Genomic DNA, 20,165 nt, shown 5'->3' with positions numbered 1-20,165 from the left:
TGTTCAGTCATGGACCGCCGCATTTTCGGGCTGGAGAACGAGTACGGCGTCACGTGCACGTTCAGGGGACAGCGCCGACTGTCTCCTGACGAAGTGGCGCGCTACCTCTTCCGCCGTGTTGTGTCATGGGGCCGCAGCAGCAATGTCTTCCTGCGGAACGGCGCCCGCCTCTACCTCGACGTGGGTTCGCATCCGGAGTATGCAACTCCCGAATGCGACAACCTGATCGAACTGGTCACCCACGACAAGGCCGGCGAGCGCATTCTCGAAGGCCTGCTCGTCGACGCCGAACGCCGCCTGCACGAGGAGGGAATCGCGGGCGACGTCTATCTGTTCAAGAACAACACCGACTCGGCGGGAAACTCGTACGGCTGCCATGAGAACTACCTGGTGGCCCGGCACGGGGAATTCTCCCGGCTGGCGGACATTCTGATCCCGTTCCTCGTCACGCGGCAGCTGATCTGTGGTGCGGGCAAGGTGCTGCAGACGCCCCGGGGCGCGGTCTACTGCGTGAGTCAGCGGGCCGAGCACATCTGGGAGGGCGTCAGTTCCGCCACGACGCGTTCGCGGCCGATCATCAACACGCGGGACGAGCCGCACGCGGACGCGGAGCGGTACCGGCGTCTGCACGTGATCGTGGGCGACTCGAACATGTCCGAGACGACCATGCTGCTGAAGGTCGGGGCGACCGATCTGGTGCTGCGCATGATCGAGGCGGGCACGGTGATGCGGGACCTGACGCTGGAGAACCCGATCCGGGCGATCCGCGAGGTCAGTCACGACATCACGGGTCAGCGCAAGGTGCGGCTGGCGAGCGGTCGGGAGGCCTCGGCGCTGGAGATCCAGCGGGAGTACTACGACAAGGCGGTGGACTTCGCGGAGCGCCGGGGCATCCGTACGGGTGTCGTGGACCAGGTGCTGGAGCTGTGGGGCCGGACGCTGGACGCGATCGACGCGGAGGACCTGGACCGGATCGGTACCGAGATCGACTGGGTGATGAAGTACCAGCTGATCGAGCGGTACCGGGCGAAGCACAACATGACGATGTCGAATCCGCGGGTGGCTCAGATAGACCTCGCGTATCACGACATCCACCGCAGGCGCGGGCTGTACTACTTGCTGGAGCGCAAGGGGCAGGCGGCGCGGATCTGCAACGACCTCAAGATCTTCGAGGGGAAGTCGGTGCCTCCGCAGACGACGAGGGCGAGGCTGCGGGGTGACTTCATCCGTCGTGCGCAGGAGCAGCGGCGGGACTTCACGGTCGACTGGGTGCATTTGAAGCTGAACGACCAGGCGCAGCGCACGGTGCTGTGCAAGGACCCGTTCCGGTCGGTGGACGACCGGGTGGAGAAGCTGATCGCGGGGATGTAGGGCGCCGCGTGGCGTCGTGTGACATCGCACTGATCTTGGCCAGGGCCCCGTACGGATCTCGTACGGGGCCCTGTCCACGCCTTAGAGTGGCGACGACCTATGTGCCGTCTGAGATCTGAGGAACACGTGCGCCGACTTGCCGGCCTGCTTGTCGTACCCCTTCTGCTGCTGTCGACAGCGGCCTGTGGCGACAGCGGCTCCGACTCCGCCGAGATGAAGAACGGGGCGCCCGCGATCACCAAGGGTGCCAAGTTCGGTGAGACCCCCACCCTGGCGAAGGGGTCGGGTACCCCGCCGAAGGAACTGAAGGTGGTGACCGTCAGCGAGGGTGACGGCCCGGTGCTGAAGAAGGGCGACATCGCCCAGGTCAACTACCTCGGCCAGGTCTGGGACGGCAAGGAGCCGTTCGACCAGAGCTTCGGCAAGGGCAAGCCGTTCGACGTGACCATCGGCGCGGGCCAGGTCATCAAGGGCTGGGACCAGGGCCTCGAGGGCAAGAAGGTCGGCAGCCGGCTGGAGCTCGTGATTCCGCCGAACCTCGGTTACGGCGAGCAGGGCTCGGGCGACAAGATCAAGCCGAACGCCACGCTGGTCTTCGTCGTGGACATCGTCAAGGCCACCACCGTCCCGGTTTCGGCCACGGGCAAGGAGGTCCCGCAGACGGACGCCGCCCTGCCGAAGGTCGGTACGAACACGGACGGCAAGGAAGTCTCCGTGACCGTCCCGAAGGACGGGGCGGCGCCGACCAAGCTCGTCTCGAACTACGTCCTGGAGAGCGGCGAGGGCGCGGCCGTGAAGGACACCGACAGCGTGGTGGTCAAGTTCCACGGCAAGACGTGGAAGGACGACAAGACCTTCGAGAGCACCTACACCTCCGACCAGTCGGTGACGTGGCCGCTGGCGGAGCTCTCGGTCAAGGGTCTGAAGGACGGGATCGTCGGCAAGAAGGTCGGCAGCCGCATCCTGCTGGTCATCCCGCCGGACCAGGGTTTCGGTGACAAGGAGCAGGGGACCATCCCGGCCAACTCGACGCTGGTCTTCAGCCTCGACATCCTGGCCGTGGTGTAAAACTGTCCGGGTTGTACCCCTGTTCGTAAGTTTTTGAGGAGCAGTTCCGTGAGCAACAAGCCCGAGAAGATCGAGAAGCCCGAGATCGACTTCCCCGAGGGCCCGGTCCCGGCCGACCTCGTCATCGAGGACATCTGGGAGGGCGACGGAGCCGAGGCCAAGGCCGGTTCCCGCGTCTCCGTCCACTACGTGGGCGTGGCCTTCTCCTCCGGTGAGGAGTTCGACGCCTCCTGGGGCCGCGGCGCGCCGCTGCAGTTCCAGCTCGGTGTCGGCCAGGTCATCTCCGGATGGGACAAGGGCGTCCAGGGCATGAAGGTCGGCGGCCGCCGCAAGCTGACGATCCCGGCCCACCTGGCGTACGGCGACCGTGGCGCCGGCGGTGCCATCAAGCCGGGCGAGACGCTGATCTTCGTGTGCGACCTGATGGGCGCCTGATCAGTCCGCTGTGAAGCGACGCTGCGAAGCGTGCGGGGCCCCTGCCGTGAAGGCGGGGGCCCTCGCTTTTGCCCAGGACCGTCGGGGCGGTACGGTCAGCGGTCACGAGGGTGTACCGGGGACACGACTCGAAGGTCTGGAAGGGCGGATGGGCGTCGATGGCGATTGCCAAGGCCGAGCGGCTGATGAATCTGGCGCTGTGTCTGCTGGGGACGCGCCGGCCGCTCAGCAAGCGGGAACTGCGCGGTTCCATCGAGGCCTACATGGAAGCCGGGAACGACGAGTCCTTCAACCGCATGTTCGAGCGGGACAAGGATGATCTGCGGGAGCTCGGGCTGGTCATCGAGACCGTCGAGAACCTGGACGGCGACACCGGCTATCTGGCCCGCCGTGATTCCAACCGGCTGCCGCCCGTGGCGCTGGACGCCGAGGAGGCCGCGGCCCTGGGGCTCGCCGCCAAGGTCTGGCAGCAGGCCCGGCTGGCCGGGGCGGCCAGTGGCGCCCTGCAGAAGCTGCGCGCCGGCGGAATGCCGGAGGCCTCGGACCCGTACGAGGGCCAGCACAGTGCCATCGAGCCGCGGATCCCGGTGCACGAGGCTGCCTTCGAGCCGCTGATGCTCGCCTGCCGCGACCGCCGCCCCGTCGTCTTCGACTACCGCAAGTCCACCGCGGCCCGCCCCGAGACCCGGCAGGTCGAGCCGTGGGCCCTGGAGTGCTGGCGCGGCCACTGGTACCTGGCGGGCTTCGACCGCGACCGCGGGGCGGAGCGCGTGTTCCGGCTCTCCCGGATCACGGGCAAGGTCCGCTCGCGGGCGGCCAAGTACACCGCCGAGGTCCCGGACGTGGTGACCGTACGGGAGACCGTGGCGAGCTGGGCCGGGGAGAGCGCTAAGCGCTCCGCGCTGATCCGGCTGCGCGCGGGGGCGGGCTATCCGCTGCGGGCCAAGGCCACGGCGGTGCGCGAGGGGGCCGGCGGCGGGGGCTGGGACGAGCTGGAGATCCCGTACGGGCACGGGCTGGACGCCTGGCTGGTGGAGTTCGGCCCCGATGTCGTGGTGCTGGAGCCGGCCGACCTGCGGGCCGACGTGGTGGACCGGCTGCGGGCCGTGGCCAAGGGCTGACCCGGCCGCGCGGAGACGCGCGGGAGCGGGTGGACCGGGCAAGATCAGTGAGCAACGCCCTGAGGGGGAGACGTACCAGCATGGCTGCCAACGCCATCGACCAGACGCGCCGGATGCTGTCCCTGGTGACGTACCTGCGCGAGCGCCCGGGGGCGCACGTCGCGGACGTGGCCCGGGCCTTCGGGATCACCGAGGACGAGCTGATCTCGGACCTCGACGTGCTGCCCATGTGCGGGACCAGCTTCCGGGGCGGTGACCTGCTCGACATCGACACCGACGGGGAGCGCATCTGGTGGCGCAACCCCGATGCCTCGGGGGAGTCGACCGCGGAGCCGCTGCGGCTGGCCGCCGACGAGGCGACGGCGCTGCTGGTGGCCGCGCGGGCCGTGGCCACGCTGCCCGGGCTGCGCGAGGGCGACCGCCAGGCCCTGCTGCGGGCCACCGCCAAGCTGGAGGCGGCCGCGGGCGAGGCCGCCGGGGCCAGCTCCCGGCTCTCGGTGACGTTCGAGTCCGAGGGCGGGGTCTTCGCCGACGTGGACCGGGCCATCGCCGAGCAGCGCCGGCTGTGGCTGCGCTACTACTCGCCCGCGCGCGACGAGCTGACCGAGCGCAAGGTCGACCCGATCCGGCTGTTCGCCGTCGGGCACACCTACATGGAGGGGTGGTGCCACCTCTCCGAGGCCCGGCGCACCTTCCGCCTGGACCGGGTGGCGGAGATCCGGCTGCTCGACGAGCGGGCCGATCCGCCCGCCATCGAGCCCCGCGACCTGTCCGAGGGGCTGGTCCAGCCGGCCGCCGAGGACCCGGAGGTCGTGGTGGAGGTCGGTCCCGGCGGTCGCTGGGTGGCCGAGTACTACCCGCACGACAGTGCCGAGGAACTGCCCGAGGGGGGTCTGCGGATCACCCTGCGCACCCCTGACCCGGGCTCGCTGCGGCGCCTCGCGCTGCGGCTGGGCCGGGAGGGGCGGATCGTGGCCCCGGTGGAGCTGGCGGACAGCGCCCGCCGGGCGGCCCGGGAGGCGCTCGCCGCGTACGAGGGCGACGTGGCCGGGGACGTGGCCGTCGAGCGCGGCGCGGCCGGGGAACAGGGCTGAGGGGCCGAGGGGGGATCCGCGCGATGTCGGTCGCGTTCAAGGCGTCCTGTCCCGACTGCCGGGCCCGCTTCGAGCTGGACGCGGGCTCCCTGCGCCTGGCCATCGGCGGCAGCCGGCGTACGACGTTCTACTCCTTCACCTGTCCCGAGTGCGGGGCTCCGGTGCGCAAACCGGCCGGTGAGCGCATCGTGGAACTGCTGACCGGTGGCGGCGTGAGCACCCTGCGCAGCGTGTGAGCCGGCCGGTGGCCTAGGCTCGTCGCATGCTGTGGCCGATGTTCGCAATCGCTCTGGGCTTCCTCGGGTTCGCCGTCCTCGCCGTCCTCGCCGTGCGGGTCTTCGTGGAGGTGCGCCGGCTCTCCGTCCAGGTCGCGGACGCCGGGCGCCGGATCGCGGACGCCTCCGCGGATCTGGAGCAGGCCGCGACGGGCCTGGCCAGGGCCGGGCGCTCCGTGCGGCCATAGCCATCCTCCGGCAACCGTCGTACTGTCTGACCACGCAATCGGTGATGCCCCAGGGGATTGCCCGGCGTTAACCCCCGGGGGTTACGATCGATGTCAGGACGGCTTACCGATCTCGGTCAGGGCCGTCCCGACTACCACAACCAGCCGTTTCGGTGAGAAGGAAGACACACATGATCGGCAACCTGAAGCCCCTCGAGATCCTCCTGATCGTCGCCGTGATCTTCCTGCTGTTCGGTGCCAAGAAGCTTCCCGACATGGCCCGCTCGCTCGGCAAGTCCGCCCGCATCCTCAAGAGCGAGGCGAAGGCGATGAAGAAGGAGGGGGAGGCGGAGGACGCCGCCACCGCCTCTTCCGTCGCCGACCCTGTGCCCCCGCAGCAGGCCACGGCCCCGCGCACGATCCAGGCCGCGCCCGGTGACGTCACCAGCGCCCGCCCCGTGAACGAGCCCAACCACACCAAGCAGGGCTGACGGCGGCCGCTCCAGCGGCCGCGCTCGCATCAGTCAACTGCAACGAGACAAGGAACGTGGGTTGCTCAAGTCTGCCCGCAAGCAGGAGAAGCAGGACCAGAAGGCAAAGGACGCCGAAGGGCGGATGCCTCTTGTCGAGCACCTGCGTGAGCTGAGAAACCGGCTGATGAAGGCGGTCCTCGGGGTCCTCGTGGTCACCATCGTGGCCGCGTTCTTCTACAAGGACCTCATCGACTTCATGATGAAGCCGATCCTGGACTCCGTCGGCTGTGCCAACGGCGTGGTCGCGCAGCGCAACGGGAATCCCTGCGCCGCCATGACGGTCAACGGCCTCATCGCGCCCTTCTCCATCGCCCTGAAGGTCTCGCTGACCGCCGGTCTCGTGCTCTCCGCACCGGTGTGGCTGTACCAGCTGTGGGCCTTCGTGGCCCCGGGGCTGCACAACAACGAGAAGAAGTACGCCGTGGCCTTCGTGGCGGTCGGCGCGCCGCTGTTCGGCGCCGGCGCGGTCCTCGCGTACAACGTCCTGCCGCAGACCGCGGTGATCCTGCTGGAGTTCACCCCCGACAACGCGAGCAACCTGCTGCCGGTCGACGACTACCTCGACCTGGTCACGCGCATGGTCGTGGTCTTCGGCCTGGCCTTCGAGCTGCCGCTGCTGCTGATCCTGCTCAACGTCACCGGGGTGCTGACCGCGAAGCGGCTCGCGAGCTGGTGGCGGGCCATGGTGCTGGGCATCACCCTCTTCTCCGCGTTCGCGACGCCCACCGGTGACCCGCTGACGATGCTGGCGCTGGCCATGCCGATCGTCGCCCTGTACTTCGTCGCGCTCCTGTTCTGTTACCTCAACGACCGCAGGCGGGCACGGAACAACCCCGACGCGGGCCTCGACGACGACGAGGCCTCCGAGGTGGACCTGACCCCGGCGGAGGTGGGTGCGGTCGAGGCCGTGGCCGCCCCGGGCACCCTGCCCGAACAGGCCGACGGCGGACGCCGGCGGATCAACGGCTACGACGACGCCACCTGATCGACGCCGGTCAGACCTGGCAGGTACATTCCCGTGGGTGAGTGCTGAGATCACCCTCTTCGTCAATCCCACCGCCGGAAGCGGCCGGGCCGCGCACGCCGCGCAGCCGGCCGCTTCCGCGCTTCGCGAGGCCGGTTTCTCGGTGCGGACCGTGGTCGGCGCCGATGCCCCCGACGCCCTGGCCCGGCTGCGCACCGCGGTGCGCGAGGGCACCGGAGCGGTGATCGCGGTCGGCGGTGACGGGATGGTCTCCCTCGCGCTACAGGCGCTCGCGGGCACCGCGGTGCCGCTCGGGGTGGTCGCGGTGGGCACCGGGAACGATTTCGCGCGCGCGATGGGACTGCCCGTACGGGAACCCGCGCGGGCGGGCCGGCTGGCCGCCGGGGCGCTCAAGGAGGGCCGGGTCCGCGAGATCGACCTCGGCCGGGTCCGCGGGGCGGGCGGGCCGGGCGGAGGCACCTGGTACGGGACCGTGCTGTGCTCCGGCTTCGACTCGCGGGTCAACGACCGGGGCAACCGGATGCGGCTGCCGGCCGGCCGGTTCAAGTACGACCTGGCGATGGCTCTGGAACTGGCCGCGTTCCGGCCCTTCCCGTACCGGATCACCCTGGACGGCGGCCCGGTCCTGGAGACCGAGGCCACGCTGGTGGCCGTCGGCAACGGCTCCTCCTACGGCGGCGGCATGCGCATCTGCGCGGACGCGGTCCCCGACGACGGGCTCTTCGACGTCACCGTCGTCGGCGACTGCAGCCGCGCCACCCTGCTGAAGGTCTTCCCGCGGGTGTACAAGGGCACCCACCTCGACCATCCGAAGGTCACCGTCCACCGGGCCGCGCAGGTGACGCTGGAGGCGGCCGGCATCACCGCCTACGCGGACGGCGAGCCGCTGGGTCCGCTCCCGGTGAGCGCGGAGTGCGTCCCGGCGGCCCTGCGGCTCCTGGCGTAGGACGTCCGGGCCCGCGCAAAAGATCGCGACTGTTGTCAGGGGTGGCGGGTAGGCTCGAAGACAAGATGACCGAAGAACTTTCTCCCGCCGAGCGGTACGCCGCTGCCCGGATCCGCGCCGCCGAAGAGGCCACGGCCCTGTGGCCCTTCCGTGAGATGTACGAATTCGACCTGGATCCCTACCAGATCGAGGCCTGCAAGGCACTGGAGGCCGGCAAGGGCGTCCTCGTCGCCGCGCCGACCGGTTCGGGCAAGACGATCGTCGGCGAGTTCGCCGTGCACCTGGCCCTCCAGCAGGGCCGCAAGTGCTTCTACACCACGCCCATCAAGGCCCTGTCGAACCAGAAGTACGCCGACCTCGCCAAGCGCTACGGCGCCGACAAGGTCGGCCTGCTCACCGGTGACAACAGCGTCAACGCCAATGCTCCGGTGGTCGTCATGACCACCGAGGTGCTCCGCAACATGCTGTACGCGGGCTCGCAGGCGCTGAACGGTCTGGGCTACGTGGTGATGGACGAGGTGCACTACCTCTCCGACCGGTTCCGCGGAGCCGTCTGGGAGGAAGTGATCATCCACCTCCCCGAGTCGGTGACCCTGGTCTCGCTCTCCGCCACCGTCTCCAACGCCGAGGAGTTCGGCGACTGGCTCGACACCGTGCGCGGCGACACCCGGGTCATCGTTTCCGAGGAGCGGCCCGTACCGCTGTGGCAGCACGTCATGGCCGGCCGGCGGATCTACGACCTGTTCGAGGAGGGGTCCGACCACGGCGGCCGCGGCTCCGCGCGCCGCGAGGTCAACCCCGACCTGCTGCGGATGGCGCGGGAGGAGAACAGCAGCCGGTACAACCCGAAGGACCGGCGGCGCGGAAAGATGGTCCGCGAGGCCGACCGCGAGCGCGAGCGGCGCTCGCGCGGCCGGATCTGGACCCCTTCGCGTCCCGAGGTCATCGCCCGGCTGGACGGCGACGGGCTGCTGCCCGCCATCAACTTCATCTTCAGCCGGGCCGGCTGCGAGGCCGCCGTCCAGCAGTGCCTGTATGCGGGGCTGCGGCTCAACGACGACACCGCGCGCCTGAAGGTGCGCGAGATCGTGGAGGAGCGGACCGCGTCCATCCCCACCGAGGACCTGCACGTCCTGGGCTACTACGAATGGCTCGAAGGCCTGGAGCGGGGCATCGCCGCGCACCACGCGGGCATGCTGCCCACCTTCAAGGAGGTCGTCGAGGAGCTGTTCGTACGGGGCCTGGTGAAGGCGGTGTTCGCCACCGAGACCCTGGCGCTGGGCATCAACATGCCGGCGCGCACGGTCATCCTGGAGAAGCTCGTCAAGTGGAACGGCGAGCAGCACGCCGACATCACCCCCGGCGAGTACACGCAGCTCACCGGCCGGGCCGGGCGGCGCGGGATCGACGTCGAGGGCCACGCGGTGGTGCTGTGGCAGCGGGGCATGGACCCGGCGGGCCTGGCCGGGCTCGCGGGTACCCGCACGTATCCGCTGCGCTCCAGCTTCAAGCCCTCGTACAACATGGCCGTCAACCTGGTCCAGCAGTTCGGGCGGCACCGGTCGCGCGAGCTGCTGGAGACCTCCTTCGCGCAGTTCCAGGCCGACCGCTCGGTCGTCGGGATCTCCCGGCAGGTGCAGCGCAACGAGGAGGGCCTGGACGGCTACCGCGAGGGCATGACCTGCCACCTCGGTGATTTCGAGGAGTACGCGCGGCTGCGCCGGGACCTCAAGGACCGCGAGAACGACCTGGCCAAGCAGGGTGCTTCCCAGCGGCGGGCGCAGGCTGCCGCGTCGCTGGAGAAGCTCAAGCCGGGCGACATCATCCACGTGCCGACGGGCAAGTTCGCCGGGCTGGCCCTGGTGCTGGACCCGGGGGTCCCGGCCGGGCGGTCCAACGGGCACCGCGGGCACGAGTACACCGAGGGTCCGCGCCCGCTGGTGCTCACCGTGGAGCGGCAGGTCAAGCGGCTCGCCGGGATCGACTTCCCGGTCCCCGTCGAGGCCATCGAGCGGATGCGGATCCCCAAGACGTTCAACGCCCGCTCCCCGCAGTCCCGTCGGGACCTGGCCTCGCAGCTGCGGAGCAAGGCCGGGCACCTCACGGTGGAGCGCCACGCGCGCGGGCGGGCGGCCGCGGCCGACGACCGGGAGATCACGCGGCTGCGCACCGCGCTGCGGGCACACCCGTGCCACGGCTGCGACGAGCGCGAGGACCACGCCCGTTGGGCGGAGCGCTACCACCGGCTCCAGCGGGACACGCGACAGCTGGAGCAGCGCATCGAGGGCCGGACGAACACCATCGCCCGCACCTTCGACCGGATCCACGCGCTGCTGACGGATCTGGACTACCTGCGCGAGGACGAGGTGACCCCGCACGGGCGGCGGCTCGCCCGGCTCTACGGAGAGCTCGACCTGCTGGCGTCGGAATGCCTGCGGGCCGGCGTCTGGGAGGGGCTGAGCCCGGCCGAACTGGCCGCCTGCGTCTCGGCGCTGGTCTTCGAGGCGCGGCAGTCCGACGACGCGGTCGCGCCGAAGGTGCCGGGGGGCGCGGCGAAGGCCGCGCTCGGTGAGATGGTCCACATCTGGGGCCGGCTCGACGCGCTGGAGGAGGAGCACGGCATCAACCAGGCGGAGGGCGTGGGCCAGCGTGAGCCGGACCTCGGCTTCGCGTGGGCGGTGTACCAGTGGGCCTCCGACAAGAGCCTGGACGAGGTGCTGCGCGAGGCGGAGATGCCGGCCGGCGACTTCGTGCGCTGGTGCAAGCAGGTCATCGACGTGCTGGGGCAGGTGGCCGCCGCGGCGCCCTCCTCCTCCGCGCCCGGCTCCTCGGATTCCCCGGGGGGTGGCAGCACCGTGGCCCGCAACGCCCGCAAGGCGGTGGACGCGCTGCTGCGCGGTGTGGTGGCCTACAGCTCGGTGGGATAACCGGATTTGGAGGTTCCTCCAGAAGTGGTCATGGCCGGATCTCATCTCTTGCCATGATCGCTTCGACGTGTCCTGTGGGAAAATCGGGCCATGACTGGTGGAACGGACGATGGGCCGAGACGGGTCGGTCGGCCACGCGCCGATCAGCTGAGACCGGCGAGCGGGCGGCCGCCGCGCGAGGAACTCCTCTACGCGGCGGCCGAGTTGTTCACGGTGAAGGGGTACGCGGCCACCACCACGCGGGCCGTGGCCGAACGGGCCGGAATGCGCCAGGCCACGATGTACCACTACTTCGGCGGCAAGGAGGAACTCCTCGCCGAACTCCTGGAGTCCACGGTCGCCCCCTCCCTGGAGCTGGCCCGCCGGCTGGTCCGGGAGGCGGGCCGGCCGGCCGGCCGCCGGCTCTGGGAGCTGTGCCGCTCGGACGTGATGCTGCTCTGCGGGGGGCCGTACAACCTGGGCGCGCTCTACCTGTTGCCCGAGGTCTCCGGTGCGCGCTTCGCACGCTTCCGCCGGATGCGCCAGGAACTCAAGGACATCTACCGGGAGTTGCTCAACGGTACCCGCGTCGGAACCGAACTCGCCGGTGACCTGGCCGGGTTGGTGCTCCGCAATGACCTCGTCTTCGGTCTCATCGAAGGCGTGATGCTGATCCACCGCTCCGATCCGGCCCGCCCGGTGGCCGCCTTCGCGGAGGCCACCGCCGACGCGGCGCTGCGGATCGCGGACGTCGGCCGCTAGGCCGTGCCTTAGGCGTCGTCCCAGGATCCCTCTTCCCACCCGGGCCGGTCCTCCCAGGCCCGCAGGGTGCGGCCGCTCTCGATCCGGTGCGCGATCCCGGTGACCGGATCGGTGAACTCCAGGGTGCGGGCCAGGAGCTGGAGCGGCCGCCGGTAGTCGTCGGACGCCGGATCGCTGACCACCGGATAGACCGGGTCGCCCAGGATCGGCAGGCCCAGGCTGTTCATGTGCACCCGAAGCTGGTGGGTGCGGCCGGTGTGCGGGGTCAGCCGGTAGCGTCCGGTGTCCCCCCTGACCGCGAGGAGTTCGGCCAGGGTCTCGGCATTGGGCTCGGCGCCCGCGACCTCCGTCGCCGCGATGACCCCGCGGACCTTCTCGATGTGGCTGCGCAGGGTCCGGGGGAACTCCACCGCCGGGTCGTGGGGGGCGAGCGCCTCGTACTCCTTGCGGATCCGCCGCTCCTGGAACATCAGCTGGTAGGCGCCCCGGTCCTCGGGGCGGATGCTGAACAGCACCAGCCCGGCGGTCATCCGGTCCAGCCGGTGCGCGGGGCTCAGCGCGGGCAGGCCGAGTTCCACCCGGAGCCGGGCCAGGGCCGTCTGGAAGACGTGGCTGCCGCGCGGGGTGGTGGCCAGGAAGTGCGGTTTGTCGGCCACCAGCAGGTGCTCGTCGCGGTAGACGACCCCGATGGGGAAGGGCACCACGGGCTCGGGCGGCATGTCCCGGTGGAACCACAGGAAGCCGCCGGGCTCGTACGGGTCCTGCGGCCGCAGCACCCGGCCGCCGGCGCCCAGCACCCGGCCGTCCCGCAGTAGGCGGGCCATGGACTCGGCCCCGCGCGTGCCCTCGTAGCGTGCCGTGAGGTAGGAGCCGAGGTCAGGCCAGGTCCCGTCCGGGTCGGGGGGCAGCCGCATGCGGACCGGGTCGATGCCGGAGACCTGGGGCAGGGGCGCGTCGGGGATGTGGGATCTGCGCTTCACCGGGTACAGGCTATGCGCCCTACCGGCCGGTGAAAGTGCCCAGGTGGTCGGCGTCCAGGTACTCGATGCGGACCGTGCGGTCGGAGGGGGAGAAGAACACCCCGGTGCGGCCGACCGCGTTCTCCCCGGCGGTCTCGTAGCTGAAGGTGTTCCCGTCGTAGTGGGTGAGGGGGAAGACCATCGGTTCCGGGCCGAGGGACAGGGTCAGCTTGCCCTCGCTCGTGGCCGCCACGGTGGCCTTGCCGTAGTAGGGGTTCTCGTACGCGCCGGTGTACGCGGAGTCCTCCGCGGCCGGCTTCGCCCCGGTGGGCGGGCGGGCGTAGTCGGTGGGGGAGCGGCCCTCCGCGTTGATCTGGGCGTAGAGGGCGCCGATCAGGGCCAGCCAGTCGGTGGTGGCCTTCCCGTGTTCGGCGGTGTCGAAGAAGTCGGCGGCGATGGCGTCGGGGAGGCCGACGGGGGCGCCGTTGGTGAGGACGACGATGCCGAGCTTCTCCAGCGGGAGCATGCTGACGCTGGTGTTGGCGCCGAGTTCGAAGGCGCCGGAGTGGCTCAGGCGCAGGCGGCCCGCGTCGTCGTAGTTGACGTTCCAGCCCAGCCCGTAGAAGCCGGTGCGGCCGGTGGGGGAGGCGGGCGGCTGCGACACGATCTCGGGCAGGTGGGTGCGGGCGAGGGTGTCGGCGGGGATGATCCGCTTGCCGTCGAGGGTGCCGCCGGAGAGCTGGAGGCGCAGCCAGCGGGACATGTCGCGGGCCGTGCTGCTCACTCCGCCGGCCGGGGCCTGGGCGTCGGGATCGCGGACGTAGCGCGGGATCCACGTGTCGTTGCCCTTCTCGCCGTCGGGCGCAGCCTTCACGTGGGTGGCGGCGTGGTCGGGGGCGTCGACGAAGGCCTGGAACTCGGTGCTGGTGTGCGTCATGCCGGCGGGCTTGAAGAGGGTGTCGGCGCTGAGCTTCTGCCAGGTGGTGCCCTGGGAGCGGGCGATCGCCTCGGCGGCGGCGGTGAACCCGTAGTTGGTGTAGGCGTAGCTCGCGCGGAAGGGGGTCAGCGGCGCCAGGCGCAGGTGGTCGAGGATGTACGCCTGGTCGTAGCCGAGGTCTTCGAGGAGGTCGCCGGCGTGGTCGGGCAGGCCGCTGCGGTGGGAGAGCAGGTCGGCGGTGGTGACGTGGGAGGTCACCCACGGGTCCTTGAGGGCGAAGCCGGGGAGTTCGGTGTGCCGGTCGAAGTCGGCGGGGTTCTTGAGGACCCCGGCGGCGATGGTGGAGGAGATCGGCTTGGAGAGCGAGGCGACCTGGAAGACGGTGTCGGGGCCCACCGCGGCCGGGTCGCCGACGCGGCGCAGGCCGAAGCCCTTGAGGTAGACCACCTTGTCGTCGTGGACGACGGCGACGGAGACGCCGGGGACTCCCGTGCGGCGCATCATCTCGGCGACGGTCGCGTCGAGGCGCCGCACCGCCGTGTCGACTTGGGCGTCGGTGAGCTGGGCGGTGGGCGCGGGCGGCGGGCTCGGCGCGGCGGTCGCCGTCCCGGCGGTGGCCAGGAGGGCGGCTGCTCCGGCTGCCGTGAATGCGCGGAGCGTACGCATGGGCTCATTGTCCCGCCGACCGGGTGACCCCGCCTTACGAGGCCGTTCCGTACCGGTGACCCCGCCTTACGAGGCCGCTCGCCGCGGGATTCCGTGCGGGCGGGGTGTCATGGGCGGGCGGGGCCCCCGGGTGTCGGCGTCAGGACGCGGCGGTGGCCAGGGTGCGTTCCTGCTCGGCTTCGACGTCCGCGTTCCAGTCCCGCTTGATCGCGCGCCAGCCCTCGTCCGTCTCTCCCAGGCGCCAGTAGCCCGAGATGGACAGGCGTTCGCGCGGGATGCCGCGGTCGATGCGCAGGTGGCGGCGCAGGGCTCTGACGAAGCCGGCCTCGCCGTGCACGAAAGCGTGTACGTCGGGGGAGGGGAAGGCCATCACCTGGACGGCCTCGGTCAGCGCCTTCCCGACCGGGCGGGAGCCGCGGTGGATCCAGATCGGGACGATGCCGTCGGGGGTGGCGAGATCCTGCTCGTCGTCCGGGCCCTGGACCTCCACGAGCGCGTGGACCCGCGCCCCGGCGGGCATCCGCTCCATCGCCGCGCCGATCGCCGGCAGGGCGCTCTCGTCGCCGACGAGCAGGTGCCAGCCGGAGGCCGGGTCCGGGGCGTAGGCGCCGCCCGGACCGAGGAAGCGTACGAGTTCACCCGGCTGGACGCGGGCCGCCCAGGGGCCGGCCAGCCCCTCGTCGCCGTGGACCACGAAGTCGAGCGTCAGCTCCAGGTGGGCCGGGTCCCAGGCGCGCACGGTGTACGCGCGCTGGCGCGGCCATTCCTCGCGGGGGTGGGCCGCCCGGATCCGGTCCAGGTCCCAGGGGGTGGTGTAGGTGACCCCGGCGGGTGCGAAGAGCAGTTTCACGTAGTGGTCGGTGTACCTGCCCGCGCCGAATCCGGCCAGCCCCGCACCGCCCAGCACGATCCGCACCATGTGCGGACCCAACCGCTCGGTCCGCACGACCACTGCGGTGCCGACCTTGCGGGCGCGTCCTTCTGCCACGACGTCTCCCTGACTTTCCGACCCTGACTCCGTGAAGCTTAGGATTACCTAAGTTAGCACCTCAGGTGCGCAGTGCGCTGCCCAGGCGGTCAACAGCGCCACTCAGGCCCCACCTGTGTGCGAGCGCCGCGACGAGATCCGGCTGGGCGGGAACGGCCGGGAGCGCCGGGTCGAACGGCGGAAGAGGAACGTCCGAAGCGACCTGGACCACCTTCGGGGCAACCGCCAGATACGGCCTGGATTCGTCCAGCCGCTTGCGCTGGGTGGGGGTCAGCTTCGACGTCGGGTCCTCGATCGCCGCGATGATTCCGGCCAGGTCCCCGTAGGCGTCCAGGAGCTTCGCCGCGGTCTTCTCGCCGATGCCGGGTACGCCCGGCAGGCCGTCGCTCGGGTCCCCGCGCAGCAGCGCCAGGTCCGCGTAGCCGGGGCCGTCCACCCCGTACTTCTCGCGGAGCCAGGCCTCGTCGGTCACCTGGAGGGTGCCCACGCCCTTCAGCGGGTACAGGACCCGGCGCTGCTTGGCGTCGTCGACCAGCTGGTACAGGTCGCGGTCGCCCGTGACGATGTCCACCGGGCCGGTGGCGCGGCCGGTCAGGGTGCCGATCACGTCGTCGGCCTCGTACCCGGCGACCCCCACCCGGGCGATGCCGAAGGCGTCCAGGGCCGCCTCGATGATCGGGACCTGCGGGGCCAGGGTGTCCGGGGTCTCCTCGACGTCCGGACCGCTCGCGGTCTCCTGCGCGACCCGGTGGGCCTTGTAGGACGGGATGAGCTCCACCCGCCAGTGGGGGCGCCAGTCGGCGTCCATGCACGCCACCAGGTCGTCGGGCCGGTGGTCCTGCACGAGGCGGCCGATGAAGTCGAGCAGGCCGCGGACGGCGTTGACCGGAGTGCCGTCGGGGGCCTTCACGGAGTCCGGCACGCCGAAGTACGCGCGGTAGTAGAGGGAAGCGGTGTCCAGGAGCATCAGGCGTCGTGTCGTCGTCACGGTCACGATGATGCACTGAGGGCAAACGGAAAGTGGCGCGGGTACGGCCTCCTCCGCTCTTGGGCGCGAAACCGGGGCCGGTTGCTGCGTAAGGTGCTTACAGCACACCGACGTGCGATGTGCGATGGACCGGACCACCCGGAACAAGGGGAGGGCAGCCCCGCCATGGACGACAGGGACGGCACCGACGGCAAGAACGGACGCGAAGTGACGACCGGCGCGGACGACAAGGAACGGGATCGGGACAAGGACTCCAAGGAACCGCTCCGGGTGGGCGTGGCCGTGCGCAAGAGACGCCGGGCCCTGCACCTGACCCTCGCAGCCGTGTCCGCGCGCAGCGGACTGTCGGTTCCCTTCCTGAGCCAGATAGAGAACGAGCGGGCCCGGCCCAGCATGCGGTCCCTGGAGCGGGTCGCCGACGCGCTGGAGACCACGGCCGTCGATCTGCTGGCCGCCTCCGACACCGCGCGCACCGTGGACCTCGTACGAGCCGGCGACGAGTCCGGGCTGACCCCCGTCCCCGGCGTACGGCCCCTGGTGCGCGGGCACCACCAGTTGCACGCGCTGGAGTTCACCGGGGACCAGGACGCGGGCCGCGAGTACCAGCACCGCAACGACGAGCTGATGTACGTGGTCTCGGGCGCCTGCCAGGTGGAGGCCGAAGGGCGGGCGTACCGGCTGGAGAACGGCGACGCGCTGTTCCTGTCCGGCGGGGTGCGCCACCGCTGGCGGGCCGTCACCGAGGACACCCGGATCCTGATCGTCGCGGTCGGCGAGCACATCCACGCGACCTCCGAACCGCCCTCGCCGGGACACTGACCGGGATGGGGGCCATGCGGGTCGTTTCGCTGGTGCCGTCCCTGACCGAGGCGGTGGCCGTGAGCGCGCCCGGGGCGCTGGCCGGGGTGACCGACTGGTGCACGCACCCGGCCGGTCTGGGGGACGTGGCGCGCATCGGGGGGACGAAGAACCCCGACGTACGGGCGATCGCGGAGCTGCGCCCGGATCTGGTCCTCGCCAACGAGGAGGAGAACCGGGCTCCGGACCTGGCGGCGCTGCGGGCGGCCGGGCTGGAGGTCCTGGTCACCGAGGTACGGGACCTCCCGCAGGCGTTCTCCGAACTGGACCGGGTGCTGGTGGGGGCCATGGGGCTGGAGCGGCCCCGGTGGCTGGCGGAGGCGGAGGCCGCGTGGGCCCGCGCGGAGCCGGCCGGGCCGCCGCGGACGGCCTTCGTGCCGGTCTGGCGGCGGCCCTGGATGGTGCTGGGCCGCGACACCTTCGCAGGGGACCTGCTGGCCCGTCTCGGCGTGCGCAACGCCTACGCCGGGCACGCGGAGCGGTACCCGAGGATCCCGGCGGCCGAGCTGGCCGCGGCCGGCTGCGAGCTCGTGGTGTTCCCGGACGAGCCGTACCGCTTCACCGCCGGGGACGGGCCCGAGGCCTTCCCCGGTATCCCGGCCGCGTTCGTCGACGGCCGCCACCTGACCTGGTACGGCCCCTCGCTGGCCGAGGCCCCGGCGGTGCTGGGGGCTGCCCTGCGCGCCTCGCGTTAGCGGGCGTCGCTCCAGCGGGCGTCGCTCCAGCGGGCGTCGCTCCAGCGGGCGTCGCCCGCTAGCGGGGCGCCGCCAGCAGGCGGCCGGTGGTGAGGCCGCGCAGGGTGTTCGCGGCGGCCAGGAGCCAGGCGGTCAGCAGGGCCAGGAAGAGGGCCGCGGCCAGCCAGGAGAAGGCGGTGAGGCCGGTGTGCCGGGCCAGTCCGGCGGCGCCGGTGACACAGGTGCCGACGGGGAAGGTCAGCGCCCACCAGGTCATGGCGAACCCCATGCCGTTCCGGGCGGCCCGCAGCAGCATCGCCGCGGCCAGCGCCAGCCACAGCAGGGCGAATCCCATCACGGGGACCCCGTAGACGACCGCGAAGGCGGAGAAGGCGCCGGAGTAGGGGCCGGCCATCGACTGGGGAGCCATGTCCGCGAGGGAGTTCACCGCGGTGGTGGACTGGCCGAGGGGGCCCAGCACCAGGAACAGGGTGGGGGTCAGGGCCAGCGGGAGGGGGCCGCTGACGATCAGCCGGCCGAAGATCAGGGGGAGCAGCAGCAGGGTGGCGAGCAGGCTGAGGCCGAACATCGCGTAGCAGCCGAGCAGCATGGCCTCGCGGGCCTGGCCGGCGGGGAGATGGGGGATGAGCAGGGGGCCGAGCGCGGCGGAGACCATGGGGGCGACCACGGGGAGCAGCCAGACGGGGGTGGCCTGGTGGGCCTCGACCTTGTGGCGGACCACCATCAGGTAGGGGACGGCGACGGCCGCGAGGAGGCCTATCGCGGTGCCCGCGGTGAACAGGACCGCGTCCACGGCGACGGCGGCGGGGACCCCGATGAGGTCCTTGCCGACGATGAGGGTGCCGCCGCCGACGGCCAGCAGGGCCATCGAGAGGCAGCCGTAGAAGGGGGCCACGGCGGGGTCCAGGAGGTGGGCGCGGGCCTGGTCGCGGTGGTGGAGCCAGTGGCCGGCCCGGGCGGTCAGCAGGACCGCGAGGGCGGCGGCGGCCAGCACCCAGAAGATCTGGCAGACCACGCGCTGGCCCGGGAGCTGGTACGGGAGGGTCGCGCCGGCATTGGCGATGATCGCCGTGCCCATGACGGAGGCGTACCAGTTGGGGCCGAGGTGCCGCAGGGAGGGAGCCTTGTGGTGCCCCGTGCGGAGGGCTGCGACGGTCCCGGGGGTGATGGGACGGGGGTGTACGAGGGTGGTGGCCATGGGTCCAGCGTCCCGCCGGGCCGGGACGGACGGCAGAGGGTCTCTTCCTATGAGGGCATAAAGTGAAGTTATGGGGAATGGGTACGGAAACGAGGACTGGACCGAAGGGCAGCTTCCGCTGGCACACCGGGTCCCGGACCTGGGCGCCATGGAACTGCTGCTCGCGGTCGCGCGCGTGGGCAGTCTGAGCGCCGCCGCGCGGCGGCTCGGGATCACCCAGCCCGCCGCCAGCAGCCGGATCCGGGCGATGGAGACCCGGCTCGGGGTCGCGCTCGTGGACCGTTCCCCGCGCGGGTCGACGCTGACCGCGGAGGGCGCGCTGGTCACGGACTGGGCCCGGCGGGTGGTGGAGGCGGCCGAGGCCTTCGACGCGGGCGCGCAGGCGCTACGGGGCCGCCGCGACTCCCGGCTGCGGGTCGCGGCCAGCATGACCATCGCGGAGTACCTGCTGCCCGGCTGGCTGATCGCGCTGCGCGGGCAGCGTCCCGACACGGCAGTGTCGCTGCACGCGGGGAACTCCGCGGTGGTGGCGGAGCGGGTGCTGGCGCACGAGGCGGACCTCGGGTTCGTGGAGGGGCTGAGGGTGCCGGAGGGACTGGACTCGGTGGTCATCGCGCAGGACCGCCTCGTGGTGGCGGTGGCTCCCGGGCACCCGTGGGCGCGGCGCTCGCGCGGGGTGGAGCCGGCGGAGCTGGCGGCGACCCCGCTGATCCTGCGGGAACGGGGGTCGGGGACCCGGCAGGTCCTGGACGCGGCGCTGGCCGGGTGCGGGGGGCTGGCGGAGCCGCTGCTGGAGCTGGCCTCCACCACCGCGGTGAAGGCGGCGGCGGTGAGCGGGGCCGGGCCGTGCGTGCTGTCGGAACTGGCGGTCGGGGACGAGTTGGCGGGGCGGCGGCTGGTGTGCGTGCCGGTGCTCGGGGCGGGGCTGGAGCGGGAGCTCCGGGCGGTGTGGCCGGCGGGGGCGCGGCCGGCGGGGCCCGCGCGGGACCTGCTTTCGCTGACCCGGCGCTGATCCGGTGGGCCCGGCGGGAGGCGGGGTCGGCCCGGCGGACCCGGTGCGGATGCGGGGTCGGTCCGGTGTGGGCCCGGAGGGCCCGGAACTGGTCCGGGGCGGACGTGGCGCTGACGCGGAGTTGGTCGGGGGCGGGCCCCTGCGGGAGTCCGCACCCGGGGGGTCCGGGGCGGAGCCCCGGGGAACGGTGGAAGGGCGGGG

Annotated in this window: 20 protein-coding genes; 15 read left to right on the top strand and 5 right to left on the bottom strand. The window is 71.8% G+C overall.

All coding sequences use genetic code 11. The features are described from left to right. Nucleotides 1–9: 9 nt before the first annotated feature. From pafA to AC061S_RS24000, 12 genes are all read left to right on the top strand, one after another. A complete protein-coding gene (pafA, locus tag AC061S_RS24055; RefSeq protein WP_053678744.1) occupies nt 10–1,371 on the top strand; it encodes a Pup--protein ligase in 1,362 nt (453 codons plus the stop codon). Between the two features lie 126 nt (nt 1,372–1,497). Beyond that, a complete protein-coding gene (locus AC061S_RS24050) occupies nt 1,498–2,439 on the top strand; it encodes an FKBP-type peptidyl-prolyl cis-trans isomerase (protein WP_478687987.1) in 942 nt (313 codons plus the stop codon). A 48-nt stretch (nt 2,440–2,487) separates the two neighbouring features. Next, a complete protein-coding gene (locus AC061S_RS24045; RefSeq protein WP_478687986.1) occupies nt 2,488–2,874 on the top strand; it encodes an FKBP-type peptidyl-prolyl cis-trans isomerase in 387 nt (128 codons plus the stop codon). Nucleotides 2,875–3,032: 158 nt separating this feature from the next. Next, the gene (locus AC061S_RS24040; RefSeq protein WP_478687985.1) at nt 3,033–3,995 is read left to right on the top strand and encodes a helix-turn-helix transcriptional regulator; all 963 of its coding nucleotides are present in this window, start codon (nt 3,033–3,035) and stop codon (nt 3,993–3,995) included. 80 nt (nt 3,996–4,075) lie between these two features. Continuing rightward, nucleotides 4,076–5,089, top strand: a complete 1,014-nt coding sequence (locus AC061S_RS24035) for a helix-turn-helix transcriptional regulator (RefSeq protein WP_478687984.1) — start codon at nt 4,076–4,078, stop codon at nt 5,087–5,089. 23 nt (nt 5,090–5,112) lie between these two features. After that, a complete protein-coding gene (locus tag AC061S_RS24030) occupies nt 5,113–5,325 on the top strand; it encodes a CpXC domain-containing protein (protein WP_243334037.1) in 213 nt (70 codons plus the stop codon). A 26-nt stretch (nt 5,326–5,351) separates the two neighbouring features. After that, nucleotides 5,352–5,552, top strand: coding sequence for a hypothetical protein (locus tag AC061S_RS24025; protein WP_478687983.1), 201 nt, complete (start codon nt 5,352–5,354; stop codon nt 5,550–5,552). Between the two features lie 170 nt (nt 5,553–5,722). Continuing rightward, a complete protein-coding gene (tatA, locus tag AC061S_RS24020; protein ID WP_478687982.1) occupies nt 5,723–6,022 on the top strand; it encodes a Sec-independent protein translocase subunit TatA in 300 nt (99 codons plus the stop codon). 61 nt (nt 6,023–6,083) lie between these two features. Then, entirely contained in the window at nt 6,084–7,049 is a 966-nt protein-coding gene (tatC, locus tag AC061S_RS24015) for a twin-arginine translocase subunit TatC (RefSeq protein ID WP_478687981.1), read from the top strand. Nucleotides 7,050–7,086: 37 nt separating this feature from the next. Beyond that, the gene (locus AC061S_RS24010; protein WP_478687980.1) at nt 7,087–7,995 is read left to right on the top strand and encodes a diacylglycerol kinase; all 909 of its coding nucleotides are present in this window, start codon (nt 7,087–7,089) and stop codon (nt 7,993–7,995) included. Nucleotides 7,996–8,060: 65 nt separating this feature from the next. Next, the gene (locus AC061S_RS24005; RefSeq protein WP_478687979.1) at nt 8,061–10,922 is read left to right on the top strand and encodes a DEAD/DEAH box helicase; all 2,862 of its coding nucleotides are present in this window, start codon (nt 8,061–8,063) and stop codon (nt 10,920–10,922) included. Nucleotides 10,923–11,012: 90 nt separating this feature from the next. Beyond that, nucleotides 11,013–11,663, top strand: coding sequence for a helix-turn-helix domain-containing protein (locus tag AC061S_RS24000; RefSeq protein ID WP_478687978.1), 651 nt, complete (start codon nt 11,013–11,015; stop codon nt 11,661–11,663). 8 nt (nt 11,664–11,671) lie between these two features. Here AC061S_RS24000 and AC061S_RS23995 read toward each other — a convergent pair whose 3' ends face one another. The 4 genes from AC061S_RS23995 to AC061S_RS23980 all read right to left on the bottom strand — a co-directional run bounded on the left by AC061S_RS23995 (nt 11,672) and on the right by AC061S_RS23980 (nt 16,180). Further along, entirely contained in the window at nt 11,672–12,643 is a 972-nt protein-coding gene (locus AC061S_RS23995) for an RluA family pseudouridine synthase (RefSeq protein ID WP_478687977.1), read from the bottom strand. A gap of 19 nt (nt 12,644–12,662) precedes the next feature. Beyond that, entirely contained in the window at nt 12,663–14,225 is a 1,563-nt protein-coding gene (locus tag AC061S_RS23990) for a serine hydrolase (RefSeq protein ID WP_478687976.1), read from the bottom strand. A gap of 139 nt (nt 14,226–14,364) precedes the next feature. Continuing rightward, on the bottom strand, nt 14,365–15,213 hold the full coding sequence (locus tag AC061S_RS23985; protein WP_478687975.1) for a siderophore-interacting protein: 849 nt from the start codon (nt 15,211–15,213) through the stop codon (nt 14,365–14,367). 61 nt (nt 15,214–15,274) lie between these two features. After that, nucleotides 15,275–16,180, bottom strand: a complete 906-nt coding sequence (locus AC061S_RS23980; RefSeq protein ID WP_478688045.1) for a 5'-3' exonuclease — start codon at nt 16,178–16,180, stop codon at nt 15,275–15,277. A 186-nt stretch (nt 16,181–16,366) separates the two neighbouring features. Here AC061S_RS23980 and AC061S_RS23975 point away from each other — a divergent pair, with 186 nt between their 5' ends. Together AC061S_RS23975 and AC061S_RS23970 are read left to right on the top strand one after the other, a co-directional pair. Then, complete coding sequence (locus tag AC061S_RS23975; protein WP_478687974.1) at nt 16,367–17,020, top strand: helix-turn-helix domain-containing protein; 654 nt, start codon at nt 16,367–16,369, stop codon at nt 17,018–17,020. Nucleotides 17,021–17,034: 14 nt separating this feature from the next. Further along, nucleotides 17,035–17,754: a helical backbone metal receptor gene (locus tag AC061S_RS23970; protein ID WP_478688044.1), complete on the top strand. Its 720-nt coding sequence runs from the start codon at nt 17,035–17,037 to the stop codon at nt 17,752–17,754. A 58-nt stretch (nt 17,755–17,812) separates the two neighbouring features. Here the strand turns inward: AC061S_RS23970 and AC061S_RS23965 are convergent, their stop codons facing one another. Beyond that, entirely contained in the window at nt 17,813–18,952 is a 1,140-nt protein-coding gene (locus AC061S_RS23965) for a TDT family transporter (protein ID WP_478687973.1), read from the bottom strand. A gap of 70 nt (nt 18,953–19,022) precedes the next feature. Between AC061S_RS23965 and AC061S_RS23960 the strand changes: the two genes are divergently transcribed. Beyond that, nucleotides 19,023–19,964, top strand: a complete 942-nt coding sequence (locus tag AC061S_RS23960; RefSeq protein WP_478687972.1) for a LysR family transcriptional regulator — start codon at nt 19,023–19,025, stop codon at nt 19,962–19,964. The last annotated feature ends 201 nt before the right edge of the window (nt 19,965–20,165 follow it).

The organism is Streptomyces sp. CA189 (assembly GCF_056428985.1).
The sequence above is the reverse complement of the archived record's forward strand: the minus strand, read 5'-3'. Positions and strand labels throughout refer to the sequence as shown.

Bases quoted from the DNA above. Each gene is read 5' to 3' on its own strand.
- AC061S_RS23980 (WP_478688045.1), bottom strand. From the start codon at position 16,180: ATGCTCCTGGACACCGCTTCCCTCTACTACCGCGCGTACTTCGGCGTG.
- AC061S_RS23975 (WP_478687974.1), top strand. From the start codon at position 16,367: ATGGACGACAGGGACGGCACCGACGGCAAGAACGGACGCGAAGTGACG.
- AC061S_RS24040 (WP_478687985.1), top strand. From the start codon at position 3,033: ATGGCGATTGCCAAGGCCGAGCGGCTGATGAATCTGGCGCTGTGTCTG.
- AC061S_RS23970 (WP_478688044.1), top strand. From the start codon at position 17,035: ATGCGGGTCGTTTCGCTGGTGCCGTCCCTGACCGAGGCGGTGGCCGTG.
- AC061S_RS24035 (WP_478687984.1), top strand. From the start codon at position 4,076: ATGGCTGCCAACGCCATCGACCAGACGCGCCGGATGCTGTCCCTGGTG.
- tatA (WP_478687982.1), top strand. From the start codon at position 5,723: ATGATCGGCAACCTGAAGCCCCTCGAGATCCTCCTGATCGTCGCCGTG.
- AC061S_RS23990 (WP_478687976.1), bottom strand. From the start codon at position 14,225: ATGCGTACGCTCCGCGCATTCACGGCAGCCGGAGCAGCCGCCCTCCTG.
- AC061S_RS23960 (WP_478687972.1), top strand. From the start codon at position 19,023: ATGGGGAATGGGTACGGAAACGAGGACTGGACCGAAGGGCAGCTTCCG.
- pafA (WP_053678744.1), top strand. From the start codon at position 10: ATGGACCGCCGCATTTTCGGGCTGGAGAACGAGTACGGCGTCACGTGC.
- AC061S_RS24030 (WP_243334037.1), top strand. From the start codon at position 5,113: ATGTCGGTCGCGTTCAAGGCGTCCTGTCCCGACTGCCGGGCCCGCTTC.
- AC061S_RS24000 (WP_478687978.1), top strand. From the start codon at position 11,013: ATGACTGGTGGAACGGACGATGGGCCGAGACGGGTCGGTCGGCCACGC.
- AC061S_RS23965 (WP_478687973.1), bottom strand. From the start codon at position 18,952: ATGGCCACCACCCTCGTACACCCCCGTCCCATCACCCCCGGGACCGTC.
- AC061S_RS24005 (WP_478687979.1), top strand. From the start codon at position 8,061: ATGACCGAAGAACTTTCTCCCGCCGAGCGGTACGCCGCTGCCCGGATC.
- AC061S_RS24025 (WP_478687983.1), top strand. From the start codon at position 5,352: ATGCTGTGGCCGATGTTCGCAATCGCTCTGGGCTTCCTCGGGTTCGCC.